Origin of the sequence: Samsonia erythrinae, assembly GCF_004342665.1 — a bacterium.
Lineage (GTDB): Bacteria > Pseudomonadota > Gammaproteobacteria > Enterobacterales > Enterobacteriaceae > Samsonia > Samsonia erythrinae.
The window spans coordinates 34,072-51,241 of record NZ_SMBY01000003.1 but is presented as its reverse complement, the minus strand read 5'-3'; the positions used below and the strand labels follow the sequence as shown (position 1 = coordinate 51,241).

General features: G+C 54.7%; 19 protein-coding genes and 1 tRNA gene. 15 read left to right on the top strand and 5 right to left on the bottom strand.

Annotation, left to right across the window (positions count from 1 at the left end):
* Window positions 1-14 precede the first annotated feature (14 nt).
* The 5 genes from lolC to cobB all read left to right on the top strand — a co-directional run bounded on the left by lolC (window position 15) and on the right by cobB (window position 5,058).
* The gene (gene lolC / locus EDC54_RS06835; protein WP_132454555.1) at window positions 15-1,217 is read left to right on the top strand and encodes a lipoprotein-releasing ABC transporter permease subunit LolC; all 1,203 of its coding nucleotides are present in this window, start codon (window positions 15-17) and stop codon (window positions 1,215-1,217) included.
* Window positions 1,210-1,917 (top strand): lipoprotein-releasing ABC transporter ATP-binding protein LolD, encoded by a 708-nt coding sequence (gene lolD / locus EDC54_RS06830; RefSeq protein ID WP_132454553.1) that lies wholly within the window; start codon window positions 1,210-1,212, stop codon window positions 1,915-1,917. The genes lolC and lolD overlap by 8 nt, the downstream gene beginning before the upstream one ends.
* Window positions 1,914-3,161 (top strand): lipoprotein-releasing ABC transporter permease subunit LolE, encoded by a 1,248-nt coding sequence (gene lolE / locus EDC54_RS06825; RefSeq protein WP_132454551.1) that lies wholly within the window; start codon window positions 1,914-1,916, stop codon window positions 3,159-3,161. The genes lolD and lolE overlap by 4 nt, the downstream gene beginning before the upstream one ends.
* A 140-nt stretch (window positions 3,162-3,301) precedes the next feature.
* Entirely contained in the window at window positions 3,302-4,216 is a 915-nt protein-coding gene (gene nagK, locus EDC54_RS06820; protein ID WP_132454549.1) for an N-acetylglucosamine kinase, read from the top strand.
* Window positions 4,217-4,227: 11 nt separating this feature from the next.
* Window positions 4,228-5,058, top strand: a complete 831-nt coding sequence (gene cobB, locus EDC54_RS06815; protein ID WP_132454547.1) for a Sir2 family NAD+-dependent deacetylase — start codon at window positions 4,228-4,230, stop codon at window positions 5,056-5,058.
* Between the two features lie 416 nt (window positions 5,059-5,474).
* Here cobB and EDC54_RS06805 read toward each other — a convergent pair whose 3' ends face one another.
* Complete coding sequence (locus EDC54_RS06805) at window positions 5,475-6,191, bottom strand: Crp/Fnr family transcriptional regulator (protein ID WP_132454543.1); 717 nt, start codon at window positions 6,189-6,191, stop codon at window positions 5,475-5,477.
* 115 nt (window positions 6,192-6,306) lie between these two features.
* Here EDC54_RS06805 and EDC54_RS06800 point away from each other — a divergent pair, with 115 nt between their 5' ends.
* The 7 genes from EDC54_RS06800 to EDC54_RS06770 all read left to right on the top strand — a co-directional run bounded on the left by EDC54_RS06800 (window position 6,307) and on the right by EDC54_RS06770 (window position 11,679).
* Entirely contained in the window at window positions 6,307-6,648 is a 342-nt protein-coding gene (locus EDC54_RS06800) for a cupin domain-containing protein (RefSeq protein ID WP_132454541.1), read from the top strand.
* Window positions 6,649-6,675: 27 nt separating this feature from the next.
* Complete coding sequence (locus EDC54_RS06795; RefSeq protein ID WP_132454539.1) at window positions 6,676-7,440, top strand: class I SAM-dependent methyltransferase; 765 nt, start codon at window positions 6,676-6,678, stop codon at window positions 7,438-7,440.
* A gap of 157 nt (window positions 7,441-7,597) precedes the next feature.
* Window positions 7,598-8,635: a vitamin B12 ABC transporter permease BtuC gene (btuC, locus tag EDC54_RS06790; protein ID WP_132454537.1), complete on the top strand. Its 1,038-nt coding sequence runs from the start codon at window positions 7,598-7,600 to the stop codon at window positions 8,633-8,635.
* Window positions 8,636-8,687: 52 nt separating this feature from the next.
* Entirely contained in the window at window positions 8,688-9,239 is a 552-nt protein-coding gene (locus EDC54_RS06785) for a glutathione peroxidase (protein WP_132454535.1), read from the top strand.
* Window positions 9,240-10,016 carry a vitamin B12 ABC transporter ATP-binding protein BtuD gene (gene btuD / locus EDC54_RS06780; protein ID WP_132454533.1) on the top strand — a complete coding sequence of 259 codons (777 nt, stop codon included), beginning with the start codon at window positions 9,240-9,242 and terminating at the stop codon, window positions 10,014-10,016.
* Window positions 10,017-10,151: 135 nt separating this feature from the next.
* A complete protein-coding gene (locus tag EDC54_RS06775; protein WP_132454531.1) occupies window positions 10,152-10,625 on the top strand; it encodes a C40 family peptidase in 474 nt (157 codons plus the stop codon).
* A gap of 37 nt (window positions 10,626-10,662) precedes the next feature.
* The gene (locus EDC54_RS06770; protein ID WP_132454529.1) at window positions 10,663-11,679 is read left to right on the top strand and encodes a lipoate--protein ligase A; all 1,017 of its coding nucleotides are present in this window, start codon (window positions 10,663-10,665) and stop codon (window positions 11,677-11,679) included.
* Between the two features lie 44 nt (window positions 11,680-11,723).
* Here EDC54_RS06770 and EDC54_RS06765 read toward each other — a convergent pair.
* A tRNA-Ser gene (locus EDC54_RS06765) sits at window positions 11,724-11,813 on the bottom strand.
* Window positions 11,814-12,095: 282 nt separating this feature from the next.
* On the opposite strand from EDC54_RS06765, the gene EDC54_RS06760 reads away from it, so the two are divergent.
* Together EDC54_RS06760 and EDC54_RS06755 are read left to right on the top strand one after the other, a co-directional pair.
* The gene (locus EDC54_RS06760; protein ID WP_132454527.1) at window positions 12,096-12,833 is read left to right on the top strand and encodes a phosphatase; all 738 of its coding nucleotides are present in this window, start codon (window positions 12,096-12,098) and stop codon (window positions 12,831-12,833) included.
* A 31-nt stretch (window positions 12,834-12,864) separates the two neighbouring features.
* Window positions 12,865-13,440 carry a TorD/DmsD family molecular chaperone gene (locus EDC54_RS06755; protein WP_132454526.1) on the top strand — a complete coding sequence of 192 codons (576 nt, stop codon included), beginning with the start codon at window positions 12,865-12,867 and terminating at the stop codon, window positions 13,438-13,440.
* A gap of 57 nt (window positions 13,441-13,497) precedes the next feature.
* Here EDC54_RS06755 and EDC54_RS06750 read toward each other — a convergent pair whose 3' ends face one another.
* The 3 genes from EDC54_RS06750 to mdtH form a co-directional block, all read right to left on the bottom strand.
* Window positions 13,498-14,064 (bottom strand): lipoprotein, encoded by a 567-nt coding sequence (locus EDC54_RS06750; protein WP_132454525.1) that lies wholly within the window; start codon window positions 14,062-14,064, stop codon window positions 13,498-13,500.
* 166 nt (window positions 14,065-14,230) lie between these two features.
* Window positions 14,231-14,878 carry a glutaredoxin 2 gene (gene grxB / locus EDC54_RS06745; protein ID WP_132454524.1) on the bottom strand — a complete coding sequence of 216 codons (648 nt, stop codon included), beginning with the start codon at window positions 14,876-14,878 and terminating at the stop codon, window positions 14,231-14,233.
* Window positions 14,879-15,056: 178 nt separating this feature from the next.
* Window positions 15,057-16,262: a multidrug efflux MFS transporter MdtH gene (gene mdtH, locus EDC54_RS06740; RefSeq protein ID WP_132454523.1), complete on the bottom strand. Its 1,206-nt coding sequence runs from the start codon at window positions 16,260-16,262 to the stop codon at window positions 15,057-15,059.
* A 317-nt stretch (window positions 16,263-16,579) separates the two neighbouring features.
* Between mdtH and rimJ the strand changes: the two genes are divergently transcribed.
* Window positions 16,580-17,164, top strand: a complete 585-nt coding sequence (gene rimJ, locus EDC54_RS06735) for a ribosomal protein S5-alanine N-acetyltransferase (protein ID WP_132454522.1) — start codon at window positions 16,580-16,582, stop codon at window positions 17,162-17,164.
* Window positions 17,165-17,170: the final 6 nt, after the last annotated feature.

Sequence of the window (17,170 nt, the reverse complement as noted above, 5' to 3'; positions counted from 1 at the left end):
TCCAGACGGATTTCATGTATCAACCTGTCGCTTTATTTATTGGCCTGCGCTACATGCGTGGGCGCGCATCAGACCGCTTTGGCCGGTTTGTCTCCTGGTTATCCGCCATTGGCATCACGCTGGGGGTGATGGCGCTGGTCACCGTGCTTTCCGTGATGAACGGCTTCGAGCGCGAACTGGAGGATAACATTCTCGGCGTGATGCCTCAGGCGCTGATCTCGACGCCGCAAGGGTCGTTGAACCCTACGGCGATCCCTGCCTCCGCTTTAAATTCGCTGATGGGCGTGACGCGCGTTGCGCCGCTGACGACGGGCGATGTGGTGCTGCAAAGCGCCCGCAGCGTCGCCGTCGGCGTGATGCTGGGCATTGAACCAGACCAACCGGAGCCGCTCTCGCGCTATCTGGTCAATGTCAGGCAGCAGCAGCTTCAATCCGGTCAGTATCAGGTGATTTTGGGAGAAAAACTGGCCGAACAGCTGGGGGTTAACATCGGCGATCGGCTGCGCATGATGGTGACGAGCGCCAGCCAACTGACGCCGATGGGCCGTATTCCCAGTCAGCGTATTTTCACCGTTGCCGGTACGTTTGCCGCGAATAGTGAAGTCGATAGCTACCAGCTGCTGGTGAATCAGCAGGATGCCTCTCGCCTGATGCGTTATCCGGCAGGCAATATTACCGGCTGGCGTTTATGGCTGGAAAAACCGCTGACGGTCGATTCGCTGAGTACACAAGCGCTGCCGGAGGGCACCGTCTGGAAAGACTGGCGCGAGCGTAAGGGCGAACTGTTTCAGGCGGTGCGCATGGAGAAAAATATGATGGGACTGCTGCTCAGTCTGATCGTCGCCGTGGCCGCATTCAATATTATTACCTCGCTGGGTTTACTGGTGATGGAAAAACAGGGAGAGGTCGCCATTTTGCAAACGCAGGGGCTGACGCAACGTCAGATCATGGCGGTGTTTATGGTGCAGGGGGGCAGCGCTGGCGTGATTGGCGCGCTGCTGGGGGCATTGCTGGGAGCGCTATTGGCCAGCCAGTTGAATACGCTGATGCCGGTATTGGGCGTATTGCTGGATGGCGCCGCGTTGCCGGTCGCGATCGATCCCGTTCAGGTGGCGACGATCGCCGTTTCCGCGATGGTGATTGCCCTGTTATCGACACTTTACCCGTCATGGCGCGCCGCCGCCGTTCAACCCGCAGAGGCTTTACGTTATGAGTGATTTATCGTTATTGCAGTGCAGTAACCTGTGCAAGCGCTATCAGGACGGCAAGTTGTCTACCGATGTGCTGCGCGATGTCTCCTTCGAGATGAACCGCGGGGAGATGATGGCGATCGTCGGAAGTTCTGGATCCGGCAAAAGTACGCTGCTGCATCTGCTGGGCGGGTTGGATACGCCAACGTCCGGCGAGGTTATCTTTAAAGGGCAGCCGTTGAGTTCGCTCTCAGCGGCGGCAAAAGCGGATTTACGCAATCGTGAACTGGGGTTTATTTATCAGTTCCACCATCTGCTGCCGGATTTCACCGCGTTGGAAAACGTGGCGATGCCGTTGCTCATTGGTAACGCGCCGACGTCGCAGGCGCAGGATAAGGCACGCGAAATGTTGTCTGCCGTCGGGCTGGAGGCGCGCAGCCACCACCGTTCGTCGGAGCTGTCCGGCGGCGAACGGCAGCGCGTTGCGATTGCCAGAGCGCTGGTCAATAACCCCTCGCTGGTGTTGGCGGACGAGCCGACCGGCAACCTCGATCAGCGCACCGCCGACACCATTTTTGAACTGCTGGGCGAATTAAACGTCCGGCAGGGCACAGCCTTTCTGGTGGTAACGCATGACCTGCAACTGGCTAGCCGATTGACGCGCCAGTTGGAAATGCGCGATGGCCGGTTACAGCAGGAACTGACCCTGATGGGAGCGCGGCAATGAGATTTCCTCCGCTCTCGCTGCTGATTGGCCTGCGCTTTAGCCGTGGCCGTCGGAGTGGCGGCATGGTTTCGCTGATTTCGGTGATTTCGACGCTGGGGATCGCGCTGGGCGTGGCGGTGCTGATTGTCGGTCTGAGCGCGATGAATGGCTTTGAGCGCGAACTGAATAACCGGATCCTTGCGGTCGTTCCGCATGGCGAAATCAGACCGGTCAACCCGCCGTTTAATGGCTGGCAGACTATGCTGTCTAAAATAGAGCAGGTGCCCGGCGTGGCGGCTGCCGTGCCTTATATCAGCTTCACAGGGTTATTGGAAAACGGCGCGAAACTTCAGGCTGTGGAGGTAAAAGGGGTCGATCCGCAGCAGGAGCGCCGTCTCAGCGCCTTACCTGACTATGTGTCAGATGACGCCTGGTCACGTTTCCGGGCGGGAGAGCAGCAGTTAATTATTGGCCAGGGGGTGGCTAACGCGCTGAATGTGGCGCAGGGGGATTGGGTTACGGTGATGATCCCCAACAGTGACCCGGAAATGAAGCTGATGCAGCCGAAACGCATCCGGCTACAGGTAAGCGGCATTTTGCAACTGAGCGGGCAGCTCGATCATAGTCTGGCGCTGGTTCCGCTCACGGATGCCCAGCAGTATCTGGACATGGGGCAGAGCGTGACGGGGATCGCCATCAAGGCCGACGACGTTTTCTCCGCCAATACGCTGGTCCGTGAAGCGGGCAAGGTGACGAATGCCTATGTCTACATTAGTAGCTGGATTGGCACCTATGGTTATATGTATCGGGATATCCAGATGGTGAGAACCATCATGTATCTGGCGATGATCCTGGTGATTGGCGTGGCCTGTTTTAACATTGTTTCAACTCTGGTGATGGCGGTGAAAGACAAAAGCAGCGACATCGCCGTACTGCGCACGCTGGGGGCATCTGACGGGCTGATTCGCGCCATTTTTGTCTGGTACGGGCTGCTGGCGGGGCTGTTAGGCAGCGTGATAGGCGCCGTGTTCGGCGTCATCGCCGCATTGCAACTGACGACGATCATTCGCGGTATTGAAGCGCTGATCGGCCATAAGTTACTGTCCGGCGATATCTATTTTATTGATTTTCTGCCGTCGGAGTTGCACGTGATGGATGTGGTTATTGTGCTGGGCACGTCGTTGGTACTCAGCCTGATCGCCAGTTGGTATCCGGCGCGGCGTGCCAGCCGGATTGACCCTGCACGCGTACTGAGCGGACAGTAACGAAAGTGGGCAGCCCGCGGTCTTTCCTGCTACCGTGAATGAGGGGACGGCACGCGATCATCTGACAACGCCAGTGCGGCTTTCAGTATGAGGGGAGCCCCCCAATCGTGTGGGAAATCATGACACCCTAAGGAGCGATCATGTACTACGGTTTTGACATGGGCGGCACGAAAATTGAGCTTGGCGTGTTTGATGCCGAGTTGAACAAAGTGTGGCAAAAGCGGGTGCCGACTCCGCGTCATAGTTATGATGAGCTGCTCGCGACGCTGATTGAACTGGCGCACGAAGCCGATGCGCAGGTCGGCACGCAGGGGAAAATCGGCATTGGCGTGCCGGGAATGCAAACCGGCGAAGACGGCGCGCTTTTTACCGCCAACCTGCCCGCGACGATGGGAAAACCGCTGCGCGTTGATTTGTCACAGCGTTTGCAGCGAGAGGTGCGTATCAACAACGATGCCAACTGTTTTGTCTTGTCGGAAGCCTGGGACGCCGAGTTTCGTTCTTATCCTGTTGTGATGGGAATAATCCTGGGTACGGGGCTGGGCGGTGGGTTGGTGGTTGACGGGCGTCCGGTCGAGGGACGTAACGGCATCGCCGGCGAGTTTGGTCACCTGCGCTTACCGTCCGATGCGCTGGATGTCATCGGGGCCGATATTCCCCGCGTCGAATGCGGCTGTGGACAATCCGGCTGTATCGAGAACTATATCTCCGGACGTGGATTTGAATGGCTCTACGAGCACCTGTATGGCGAAGCCCTGCCTGCTGTGACCATTATCCGCCATTATCGCGGCGGAGAATCAAAAGCGCTGGAATTTGTCGATCGCTTTATGGATTTGCTGGCGGCCTGTCTGGGGAATCTGCTGACGCTGTTCGACCCGCATCTGTTGGTATTGGGCGGCGGCCTGTCGAATTTTGATGAAATTTATCAAATTTTGCCGACGCGTCTTCCTTCACGACTTTTACCGATCGCCAGATTGCCACGCATAGAAAAAGCGCGTCACGGCGACGCGGGCGGCGTGCGCGGCGCCGCTTTGCTACACTTAATGGATAACTAGCAGGAGCAAGAATGTATACGCTTCAACGATTAGGGCGTTTCCGTCAGGGGAAACGTATGCGGCAGCAGCGTCTTCGTGCGCGTATCTTTCATCGGGATTATCTGGCGGCGAGCGAAGTGAAAAAACCTCGGGTGGTGGTCCTGACGGGGGCAGGCATTTCGGCGGAATCGGGCATCCGTACTTTTCGTGCGGGCGATGGCCTGTGGGAAGAGCATCGCGTCGAAGACGTGGCGACGCCGGAAGGCTTTCAGCGCAACCCTGAGCTGGTGCAGTCGTTTTATAACGCCCGCCGTCGCCAGCTACAGCAGCCGGAAATTGTGCCCAATGCCGCGCATCTGGCGCTGGCGAATTTGGAAGCGATGCTGGAAGATAATTTCCTCTTGATTACGCAAAACATTGACAATCTGCATGAGCGCGCCGGGAGCCAGCGGGTGATCCATATGCACGGTGAGCTGCTGAAAGTACGCTGTAGTCAAAGCGGGCAGATTTTTGACTGGACGGGCGATCTCGCCGTTGGCGAACGCTGCCACTGTTGCCAGTTTCCCGCGCTTTTGCGTCCGCATATCGTGTGGTTTGGCGAAATGCCGTTGCACATGGACAAGATTTATCATGCGCTGTCACAGGCGGATTATTTTATTGCCATCGGCACATCCGGGCATGTGTATCCCGCCGCCGGTTTTGTGCATGAGGCGCATTCGCACGGCGCTTATACGCTGGAGCTGAACCTGGAGCCTAGCCAGGTTGAGAGCCAGTTTGATGAAAAAATCTATGGCCCGGCCAGCACGGTGGTGCCTGAATTCGTGGGCGCCTGGCTGACGCGCGGCAGAAGCATCAAGTTTTAAGCGCCGGTAAACAGCGAAAACGTCATGAATTGTGTGAATGTGGCGTTTTCTCTTGCCTATCCTTGGCACAGCAGCATTCCTCGATCTGATCGAACGGCAACATGGCGGCGTGGTTAAAGAAACAATACTCACTCTCGCTACAGTGAGCGTGTGCAGCGGTTTCTGTCGGCGAGACCGCGTGTGGATGCGGTGGCGACAGGCGGTCATGGCGTGACAGTGTTCGTCGGAGAAAGCTCAGCATAACGTGACCCTCGCGATGTCTTATGACAGACAGGCATATTAATGAGACTTAATCTCATCAACGTTAAGCTAAGCGTAGTGGATTTTCCGATGATGCGGGAATGACAATTGTCAAAATGTATATCTGAAAGGGTTCTATCGGTTCGTTAGCGCTGCGTCTGCGTCGCCTTAGCACATCAGAATGTCCGTCGGGCCTCGGCGGCCAGATCTTCCAAAAAATTCAGATCGCACAATTCCACCTGATGGCCACGATAGGTAATGTGGCCTTGCCGCTTCCAGTCGGACATCAAGCGACTCAATGTTTCACTGCGCATCCCCAATGACGTCGCGAGCTGACCACGACTCACCGGTAATGTCAGATGCTGAGTCTGCTGAATGTGACGTTGCCGCAGCAGATAATCCGCCAGTCGCTGTGGCGCGGAGCTGGACGTCAGCCAGTCGATCTGGTTGATCGTCGAATAGAGCTTCTTGCCTAAATAGTTGAGCAAACGCAGCGCCAGCGCCGGGCGTTGTAAACAAAACTGGTGAATATCCTGCCGTGGGATCATCAGCGTGTGGCCGTCGCTCAGCGCACGAATGTTCATCGGGAAGCGGCCGTGATCCATAAATACCGCGGCGATAGCTACAAACTCTCCGCGAGCAAACTGCCCGAAAATTTTCTCATCCCCGCCATAAGTATGGCGAAAAGCCTGCAACCTTCCCGCTTCAACCAGCAAACAGTGCTGCATTTTGTCGCCTTCGCGAAACAGGATGTCGTCCTGCCGGAAAAACAGGCGTTCACTTTTGGCCAAAAGCGCACACACCACATCGCTCGGCTCATCGCGCATCCAGTCATGCTGAAACAGCACCTCGCCATATTCATCGGGCGACAACGCCTTTTTGACAAATGTCATTTGCCCTCCCAGAGGCGGATATTACTATTGAAATAGTAAATGAAAATAATAATCACTTGCATAGATTCGGCAAGCAAAAACGCGCTCACCGAATTGACAATAGCGGAGAGTTTCCATGAAAGAAAATACCCTTCCCGCCGCACAGGCGCTGGTGCTCCATGAGTTGATTACCCCAACCGAACACGGTATCGCCAGCCGCGTGCTGGCCCGCACCGACGGTGGTAATGTTACGTTGTTTGCCTTCGATCAGGGGCAGGGGCTGAGCGAACACAGCGCGCCTTATGATGCGCTCGTTATGGTGCTTGACGGCGAGTTGTTGCTGACGATCGACGGTAAGCCGATCGTTGCGCAACCTGGCACGCTGGTGCGTATGCCAGCCAACATCCCTCATGCCGTTGATGCCAAACAAGCGTCGCGCATGTTGCTGACAATGTTGAAGACAGTGAAAGTCCACTAAAGGGTGATAGTAATAAGGAGCAACAGGATGAGCAATCATGAAGCAGGGCACAAATTTTTAGCCCGACTGGGGAAACAACGTCTACGTCCCGGCGGCAGAAAGGCTACGGAGTGGCTGCTCAATCAGGCTGGGTTTCGGCAGGATAGCATCGTGCTGGAAGTCGCCTGTAATATGGGCACCACCGCCATGGAGATCGCCCGTCGTTTTGGCTGTCAGGTCATTGGGGTCGATATGGATAACGCGGCGTTACAGAAGGCGCAGGAAAACGTTGCGGCAAACGGTTTGTCATCTCAGGTGACGATTAAACAGGCAAATGCGCTGGAACTGCCGTTCCCCGATAATCACTTTGACGTGGTGATCAATGAAGCCATGCTGACCATGTATGCCGATAAAGCCAAGAGCCGCATTATTGCCGAATACTACCGCGTATTAAAACCGGGGGGCCGTTTGATTACGCACGATATCATGCTGCTGTCTGAAAAGGATAGCGGGGCGCTACAGGCGGTAGAACAGATGCACAAGGCGATCAACGTACATGCCCAGCCGATGCTGCGTGAACGTTGGGTCGCGCTATTTCAGGCGTGTGGCTTCAGCAAAGTGCACTACGATCACGGCGCGATGACGCTGCTGACGCCGCAAGGGCTGATCTATGATGAAGGGCTGACGGGAGCCGCCCGTATTGTGAAGAATGCGCTGAAAAAAGAAAATCGCAGTATGTTCTTCAACATGTTTCACACCTTCCGTCGCAATCGCAACCAGCTTAACTATATTGCGGTGTGCAGCACCAAGTGACTGAAACAGACGCGGCGGCGTTTGGCGGCAGAGAAATTTAGCGTATAAGGGAAGCGAAATCGTTTAACATACGTGACAACGCTCAGGCATGCTCCTTGCGGTAAAACCGTGACGGAGCATTTTCTTTCGTGCGCTGAATTCTTTGCGACGGTGAACCATGCAGCCATTACCGCCGGGTGAGTACCTGTTAAAACATGCGACTCAACCCCCCCATTACCGCCAGTTAAAACAACGTCAGCGTCGGCGCGATCGCCGCAGTCTGACGCTATTGCTGGCGTTTCTCTTGCTGACCTTATTTATCAGTCTGTGTGCCGGGGAGCGCTGGATTTGGCCAACCGCCTGGCTGGATGAGGCCCAGCAGCTCTTTATCTGGCAGTTACGCCTGCCCAGAACATTGGCGGTGCTGCTGGTGGGCGCGAGTCTGGCGATGTCGGGCGCCGTTATGCAGGCTGTCTTCGATAACCCGCTGGCGGAACCGGGACTCTTGGGCGTTGCGAACGGCGCGGGCGTCGCGCTGGTGCTGACGGTGCTGCTGGGACAGGGGTTGCTTCCCGTCTGGACATTAAGCCTGAGCGCGATTATCGGTGCGTTGCTGATTACCTTTCTGTTGCTTCATTTTGCTCGTCGTCCTATTTCCAACCCCCGCTTATTGCTGATCGGCATTGCGCTGGGGATCATCTGTAGCGCCGTGATGACCTGGGCCGTCTATTTCAGTACCAGCCTCGATTTACGCCAACTGATGTATTGGATGATGGGCGGCTTTAGCGGCATTGACTGGCGGCACGGTTGGCTGATGTTGGCGTTATTGCCGCTGCTGCTGTGGCTGAGCCGTCAGGGCGCGGTGTTGAACGGATTGACGCTGGGCGAGATTCAGGCGCGTCAGCTAGGTATTCCGGTCTATCGCTGGCGCACGATCCTCGTGTTGATCATGGGGGTGCTGGTTGGGCTGAGCGTGGCGTTGGCCGGTATCATCGCATTCATTGGTCTGGTGATCCCACACATGTTACGGCTGTGCGGGTTGACCGATCAGCGTTATTTATTGACCGGCTGCGCGTTAGCCGGCGGCGGGGTTCTGCTGCTGGCGGATACGGTGGCGCGCGTTGCGCTGAGCGCAGCCGAGTTGCCGATTGGCGTGGTTACCGCTACGCTGGGGTCGCCGTGGTTTATCTGGCTGTTATTACGCAATCGACTGTAGTGACAGCGTTTGTTTTACCCACGCTTGTTTTATAACCAAAGGGAGCAAAACGATGAGTAATGAAATCTATGCGATTCCGCTGACCACCATCGACGGGAAAGCGACAACGTTTGAAGCGTTTAAAGGGAAGGTGGCTTTAGTCGTCAACGTCGCATCGAAATGCGGCCTGACGAAACAGTATGACGCGTTGGAAAAACTCTATGAAACCTATCGCGATAAAGGTCTGGTCGTGCTGGGCTTCCCCTCCAATGAGTTTGCCGGGCAGGAGCCGGGCTCGGAGACGGAAATTCAGGCGTTTTGCCGTGGCACCTTTGGCGTTCAGTTCCCGATGTTCAGTAAGATTGAAGTGAACGGCGAGAACCGTCACCCGCTGTATCAACGGTTGATTCGCGAACAGCCGGAGGCTAACGGAACCTGGAAAAGTGACTTTTTTGCGCGTTTGGTCAATAAGGGCCGCAAACCTAAGCATCCGGAAGACATCCTGTGGAATTTTGAAAAATTTCTGGTGGATCGCGAAGGACGCGTGATCGATCGCTTTGCGCCGGATATGTCGCCTGATCATGACACCATTGTGAAAGCGATTGAAGACGCGTTGGCAAAATAAGTGACGCAGCAGACTCCTGCGTTATTGCAACTGCGGCAGGCCAGCGTCCTGCCGCGTTTGTCGCCGATCAATGCGGCGTGCCGCCGTGGCGAACTGTTGCACATCATTGGCCCGAACGGCGCAGGGAAAAGCACCCTGCTGGCGAGAGTGGCCGGTCTGCTGGCCGGCGAGGGCGAGGTTTATCTGGACGGTACGCCGTTGTCACAGTATTCGGCGGCGGATTTAGCCGTGCGGCGCGCCTATCTGGCACAGCAGCAACCGCCGCTGGCCACCATGCCGGTGTTCCAGTATTGGCGACTGCACCAGCCGCCGTTGGCTCAGGAAGCGGCGGTAGAAGAGGTGGTGCAGGTTCTGGCGCAGCGCCTGTTGCTGAGCGACAAACTGGCGCGTCCGCTCACGCAGCTATCGGGTGGTGAATGGCAGCGCGTTCGGCTGGCCGCGGCGCTATTGCAGATTTGGCCGACGCTCAATCCGCATGCGCGTTTGCTCTTGCTGGACGAGCCGACCAACAGTCTGGATGTGGCTCAACAGGCGGCGCTGGATACATTGCTGAGCGAACTTTGTCGTTCAGGCATGACGGTCGCGGTTTGCGCACACGATCTGAACCACAGCCTGCATCATGCCGATCGCGTGTGGTTACTGTCGGCAGGCGTACTGGTGGCGCAAGGCGAGACGGCGGCAGTCATGTTGCCGGAGGTGTTGTCCCCTGTTTTCGGCGTGGCGTTCCAGCGGTATGTGGTCGAGGGGCGACATTGGCTTATCACCCACAGCGTCTGAGCCCTTTCATCATAAAATAGGAATTATCGCCTTTACTTGTCAGTCGACCCGATTAAACGTTAAATTAAGCGGATACTTAGCGCCATTTTCAGCCGTGACGCGTCTTTGGAACGTTGGTTTTTTTGGTAATCGCACATGATACGTCTACGACATGTTTTGATTCTCGCCAGCCTGATTTTAGTCGGCTGTAGCAGTCGGCATCATAATCCGCCGCCGAATGCGCGTCTGAGCGATTCGATCATGGTGATGGTGCAGCTAAACGACCAACTGGGGCAATGGTACAGGACGCCTTACCGTTATGGCGGGCTGGATCGTAACGGTGTTGATTGCTCAGGGTTTGTCTATCTGACATTTCGCGATAAGTTTGGCCTGCAACTGCCGCGCACCACGGAAGCGCAAACGGCGTTGGGCGAGCGCGTTGACCGCGATAATCTGCTACCGGGCGATTTGGTCTTTTTCAAAACGGGCAGCGGCAGCAGTGGGTTGCACGTCGGCATTTATGATAAAGACGACCAGTTTATTCATGCTTCCACCAGCCAGGGCGTCATCCGCTCGTCGCTGGAGAATGTGTACTGGAAACGGGCTTACTGGCAGGCTCGCCGCATCTAATCCCTCTTTTTATTATGCTTACAGCATGGAGCCGCTCATGTCCTCTCTGCGTTTATTCATCTCGGATTCTTACGATCCCTGGTTTAATCTGGCCGTCGAGGAGTGCATCTTTCGCCAGATGCCGACGACGCAGCGGGTGCTGTTTTTGTGGCGCAATGCCGAAACGGTGGTCATTGGTCGTGCTCAAAACCCGTGGAAAGAGTGCAATACCCGGCGGATGGAAGAGGATGGCATCAAGCTGGCCAGGCGGAGCAGCGGTGGCGGTGCGGTCTTTCATGACCTCGGCAATACCTGTTTCACCTTTATGGCCGGGAAGCCGGGATACGATAAACGCGTCTCCACGCAGATTGTACTGGATGCGCTCGCCTCACTGGGGCTGAATGCCAGCGCGTCAGGTCGTAACGATCTGGTCGTGGAAACCGTAGACGGCGTGCGTAAGGTTTCCGGTTCAGCCTATCGGGAAACCAAAGATCGCGGTTTTCATCACGGTACGCTGTTGCTGAATGCGGACCTGAATCGTTTAGCGGATTATTTAAACCCGGACAGTAAGAAACTTCAGGCCAAAGGAATTACGTCAGTCCGTTCCCGCGTCGCCAATCTCGTGGAGCTGTTGCCTTCTGTCGATCATTCAGTCATTTGTCAGGCGATTACGCAGGCCTTTTTTGATTACTTCGGCGAACGCTGCGCGGCGGAAATCATTTCGCCTTCCGCCTATCCGGATTTACCGGGGTTCAGTGAGCAATTTGCGCGCCAAAGCAGCTGGGAATGGAATTTCGGTCAGGCACCGGATTTCTCACATCAGTTAGATAACCGGTTTAGCTGGGGCGGAGTTGAATTACATTTCGACGTTGAGCGAGGGAGGATTGTCCGAGCGCAGGTTTACACCGATAGCCTGAATCCGACGCCGCTGGAAGCGCTCGCTTCTGGATTACAGGGCGTTCCCTATCGCCCGGAGAGCCTGGCGACGGCGTGTCAGGAACTGATTAATACCTTCCCTGAGCAGCAAAACGAGTTACAGGCGCTGGGTGACTGGCTGGCGCAGCATTTGCGCTAGTATGCATGACTGTATGCGGGACAAATTGATTTTTCTGTAAAATATGGCGGTGAGGGAGGGATTCGAACCCTCGATACGTTTTCACGTATACACACTTTCCAGGCGTGCTCCTTCAGCCACTCGGACACCTCACCGTCGTCTCGCGGTATGTCATACCGGCGGACGGCGCTAATGTAGGAAAATTGCCGGACAGCGTCAACCAACTTCTTCATGCGGTAGGCGTGATTAGCTAAAGTTAACGCAATTTGTTGTTTTACTCGCCATTTTCCGTTCGCAATTTTGTATATCCTGCTGGCGGTGAGAGAGAACCGCAATGTTTCATTTGTGTTAATGATGTGTGGCGGTTTAGCGCTCCGGGCTGCGGAACCTCTGTAAAAATGGTATGATCGCAAGTAAATGTTTGCCTAGGAGAACCTATGTATCCCGTCGATTTGCATATGCACACCGTGGCCAGTACTCATGCTTACAGTACGTTGCATGACTATATCGCTGAAGCAAAGCAGAAAAATATTCGTCTGTTTGCCATTACCGATCATGGCCCTGATATGGCGGATGCCCCGCATTACTGGCACTTTATGAATATGCGCGTCTGGCCGCGGCGGGTTGACGGCGTCGGCATTCTGCGCGGCATTGAAGCCAATATTAAAAATATTGACGGCGAGATCGACTGTACCGGACCGATGTTGGATCAGATGGATGTGATCATTGCCGGTTTCCATGAGCCGGTTTTTCCGCCCCAGGACAAAGACACGCATACCGCGGCCATGATAGCGACAATGGCGCGTGGTGATGCAGATATCATCAGTCACCCCGGTAACCCGAAGTTTCCCGTCGATATCCGGGCGATTGCGGAAGCCGCCGCGAAGTACCATGTCGCGCTGGAGCTGAATAACTCCTCTTTCACGCATTCGCGTAAGGGCAGTGAACCGAACTGTCGGGCGATTGCCGAAGCGGTACGCGACGCGGGGGGATGGCTCTCGTTAGGTTCTGATTCCCATATTGCTTTTTCGCTGGGCGATTTTACCCACTGTGCGCGCATTTTGCAGGAAGTGAATTTTCCGCAGGCGCAGATATTGAATGTCAGCCCACGACGCGTGCTGGATTTTCTTGAACAACGTGGCAAGCCCGTTATCACTGAGTTTGCTGATTTGTGACGTTGTCACTTAAAGATCAATAAGGTCATGAATGAACGAATTTTCTATTGTGTGTCGCATTCTGGGTTCGCTGTTTTATCGCCAGCCGCAGGATCCGGTGTTAACACCGCTATTGACGCTGATTAAAGAGGGAAAGCTGGCGCAGCAATGGCCATTGGAGCAGGATGCCTTACTGGCGCGTTTGCAAAAGGGAGGGGATTTGCCCGCAATCGCGGCGGATTTTCAGGCGCTGTTCGATAGTCAAGAGGGTTCTGTTTCACCGTTGCGTTCGTCCTATGAACCGGATGCCGATGACGAAGAAATCCGTACCTTTCTGCACCAGCGCGGCATGCCGCCAGATGACGGCGCGGTCGGCCATTTTGGGCGTTTGCTGCTTGCAGCGTCATGGCTGGAAGATCAGGCGCAGGAAGATGAAACGGCGGCGCAAATCGTCTTGTTTGATAAGTATCTATTGCCGTGGAGCGATCGTTTTCTCGGAAAAGTGGAAAGCCATGCCGCGACGGCATTCTACCGCACGTTGGCGATCGTCTGTCGTGAAGCGCTGGCTGCCATGCGAGAAGAGCTGGGAGAAAGCGAAGCGGAAGGCGACTCAGAAGCGGAAGCGTAATACGGTGGGTTTGTACGCCGATAGCCAAGATCGCAGGGGCTATCGGCGAGCTGAGCATTAATCAGTAAACAGGATAACGATCTGGCCGGGTTTGATTTCAATACCTTTCGCCATCTTCTTCGCCAACGATTCCGTCGTGCTCTTCTCTGCATCCAGGACATAAGCCGGTTTTTGATCAAAATAGCTTTTTAACGATTGATTGAGATAAGGGCTGAGCGTCTTCATGACGGTCTGCATTTTTTCCGGTTGTATGCTGTAATCAACCAACTCCATCTCTTTGAGATAAATCGCGCCCTGAGTTTTATCGAATACCGGCTGTGCTTTCAGCGTAAGTTTCATATCGGCAGTCTGATTTCCCAACAGAGAAGAGATATCAACCTTCGCATTGCCCGACAGCGTCACTTTTCCCGGTTCTTCCCGCCCGATCTGGCTGGATAGCTCGGTCAACACGATATGCGCATCGACGACGCCGGGCACGCCCAACTGCTTCTGATAATCATTGTGCTTTTGCAGGTAGGCGTTCACTTCCTGTTCACTTAGCGTGTACTGAGTGAGTTTATTGCAACCGCTGAGTGTAAAAGCAAACAATACCGCCGCCGCTGCCATCCATCCTGATTTTTTCATTATTCTGACCTCATCATGCCATTTATGCGTGCCATGTATTCCGGGTGTTACACGCGTAATCAATACGAAATACGCACAGCGTGCGCCGGACATACAGTGTAAACAATAGGATAGCACTGAAAGGGGAGAGATTGCCGCTTCAGAACGAAGCGGCGAAGTAAACCGATCAGATTGCCAGGCTGCTGAGCAACGTGACCTGAGTCTGTTTGGCCATATTGTCGCGATAATCGGCGACGCGCGAAGGTGGCGTCACGCCGGCAACAATCGATAAGGAACGGAGTAGCGGGAAGAGGTTGATGTCATCCGTTGACAGTTCGCCGTTACAGGCATTCGGCTGGATAATTAGCGGATCCAGATCCTGTAGGTCGTTATTCAGTTTCTTAATCAGTCCCTGCGAATGGTTAAGGTGGTCGCTGAAACTACCTAGCTGCGCCTCCTTTTTATTAATGAAGTACTGCCGGGCGGAAGCGGAGGCGAACTCTTCGAACGCCGCCTGTGCAAAGCGAGGAATGATCAGGCGCGGCGTATATTCATTCACTTTACGCAGCCAGGCGGCAATGGTCGGATTCGTTGGGCCCGTCAACAGCGGTTTACGATCATAGCGATCGATGAAATCAACAATGTCCATACTTTCAGGCATATGGCTGCCATCGTCTTTTTGCAGTATCGGCACCATTTTCTGACCGATGAGTCTTTCCGGCGTTTCCGCATCATCATTTGCCAGTATTTGCAGTTCGACGGGGATGTTCTTCAGGCCAAAGATCATGCGCGCTTTAACGCAATAGGGGCAGTGATCGTAAATGTAGAGCTTCATATCTCGTCTCCTGATTCACGGATAAGCCAAAGCCGCAGGCGCGGCCGCGAGTGAAACCGGGCATCAAACAATCTCAACGGCATCTCTCCCTGACGGATGAAGAAACAATTGCTTGAATGTATTAGGAAAGTATAGGGGGGCTTTACCGACGAGATCAAACTCGTCGGTAAAAATCAGATTAATGGCCACCGAGCATGGCGGGTTCAATACGGCGTTGGTTGAATTGCCAATACAGCGCGGCCAACGTCAGCAACCCGATGGTGCCAAGCATGAACCACGGCAGTTCCGGCCGGTTCAGCGCGTGGCCGGTATCAAATAGCCAGCCGCCGCCGCTGTAGCCAATGGCGCCGCCGAGCGCCAGTCCAAGCCGGCTGAACCCCATGTAACTGCCTCTGGCTCGGGCATCAGCCAGAGAAGCGCTTAAGGTTTCACGCGCGGGTTCCGCAATAATCGAACCAATGTAAAACAGGCTGATCAGCATTAATAGCGTTTGCAGTTCCGTCGTCATCCCGATGGGGAACATGCTGATGGACATGACGAAAAGCCCTGCCATCAGGCGTTGTTCCAGCCGGAAATGTTTTTCGCTCCAGCGGGCGATAGGGTACAGCAACGTCAACGAGAGTGTCGCTTCAATGGCGTACATCCACTTCACCGCGGAAGGCGTACCCGCGATTTCGTTGACCATGATGGGCAACATCAGCAATACCTGAACGGCCAGCATGTAGTACCCCGTGAGGGTTAAAACATACAGCAGAAACCGGCGGTCGCGGATGACGCGCGACATGCCCTCTATGATGGGCGTTTTCACCGTCGAGATGCGGTAGGCCGGCAGCAGCCAGGCATTGAGGGCCGCGGCGAGCACGAAGATAGCCGCGCCGGCCCAGCAAACGACTTCAAAATCGTACTGAAGCAGCCAACTGCCGAGCAGCGCGCCAATCACCGCGCCAGTGCTGTCTTGCATCATCAGCAGTGAATAGAAACGACCACGCTCCTGCGGGCGAACCAGTTTAATCACCAGCGCGGTACGCGGCGGATCGAAGAGCGTTCCGCCCAGGCCGGATAACGCGCAAGACAGCCAGAGCAACCAGGGTTCGTCGGCAATCGCCATGAAAACAAAGCCGGCGGCGCGTAACAGCATACCTGTGATAATCATCGGTTTCGCGCCGAAACGGTCGGCAATAGCGCCACCAAAAATCCCCAGCCCTTGCTGAATAAACTGGCGCAGTCCCAACGCAATACCGACTAATAATGCGGCCCAGCCGAGTTCATCGACAAATCGAATGGAAATAAGGGGAAAAACGACAAAGAACCCCAGAACCACCAGCATATTATCCAGTAATAAAAAATACTTACCCAAGCTCCGAGCTTGCGACATCAGAGGCATGTTTCACCATAACAGCAGAAGAGAAGAGGAAAATAACTCACGTGACTATTTTGTACTCTAATTTGACGTTGGTATAGCCCATTGTTGGATAATATTTTTTTATCGATTTAACGTTATCCGGATAACATTTTCGCGCAAAAAAATTTCGTCCCCGATTCAACTGCGCAATAACTCGGCGTCAGGGGTTTTACGTCTATGAATTTATGTGGTTATAGTAAGGATGACTGAAAATACCGATATTTCCGCTTATGAGGATAACGTTACGTTTTCAGCCGCGATGAATTTTACTTATCGATAATATGGAGAGGTAGGGGAAAATGTTTGGCTACCGTTCAACGCCAGCAAGAGTGCAATTGACAACCGATCGGCTGGTGGTACGTCTTGCCCATGAACGCGATGCCTGGCGTCTGGCTGAATACTATTCGGAAAACCGCCACTTCCTCAAACCGTGGGAGCCTGTGCGAGATTCCAGCCACTGTTATCCGTCTGGCTGGCAGGCACGGCTGAGCATGATCAACGATATGCACAAACAAGGCAGTGCCTATTATTTCCTGCTGTTGGATCCGAATGAAAATGAAGTATACGGCGTGGCAAATTTTAGCAACGTGCTGCGAGGGGCGTTTCACGCCTGCTACCTCGGTTATTCTCTCGCGCAGAAATGGCAGGGGCAGGGGCTAATGTATGAGGCGTTGCAGCCCGCGCTACGCTATATGCAGCGCCAGCAACACATGCATCGCATTATGGCCAATTACATGCCGCATAACCTGCGTAGCGGAAACCTATTGGCCCGGCTGGGGTTTGAGCGTGAAGGCTACGCGAAAGATTATCTGCTGATTGACGGCAAATGGCAGGACCATATATTAACCGCGCTGACCAACACCGAGTGGAAGCCGCCGCGCTAAGGAATC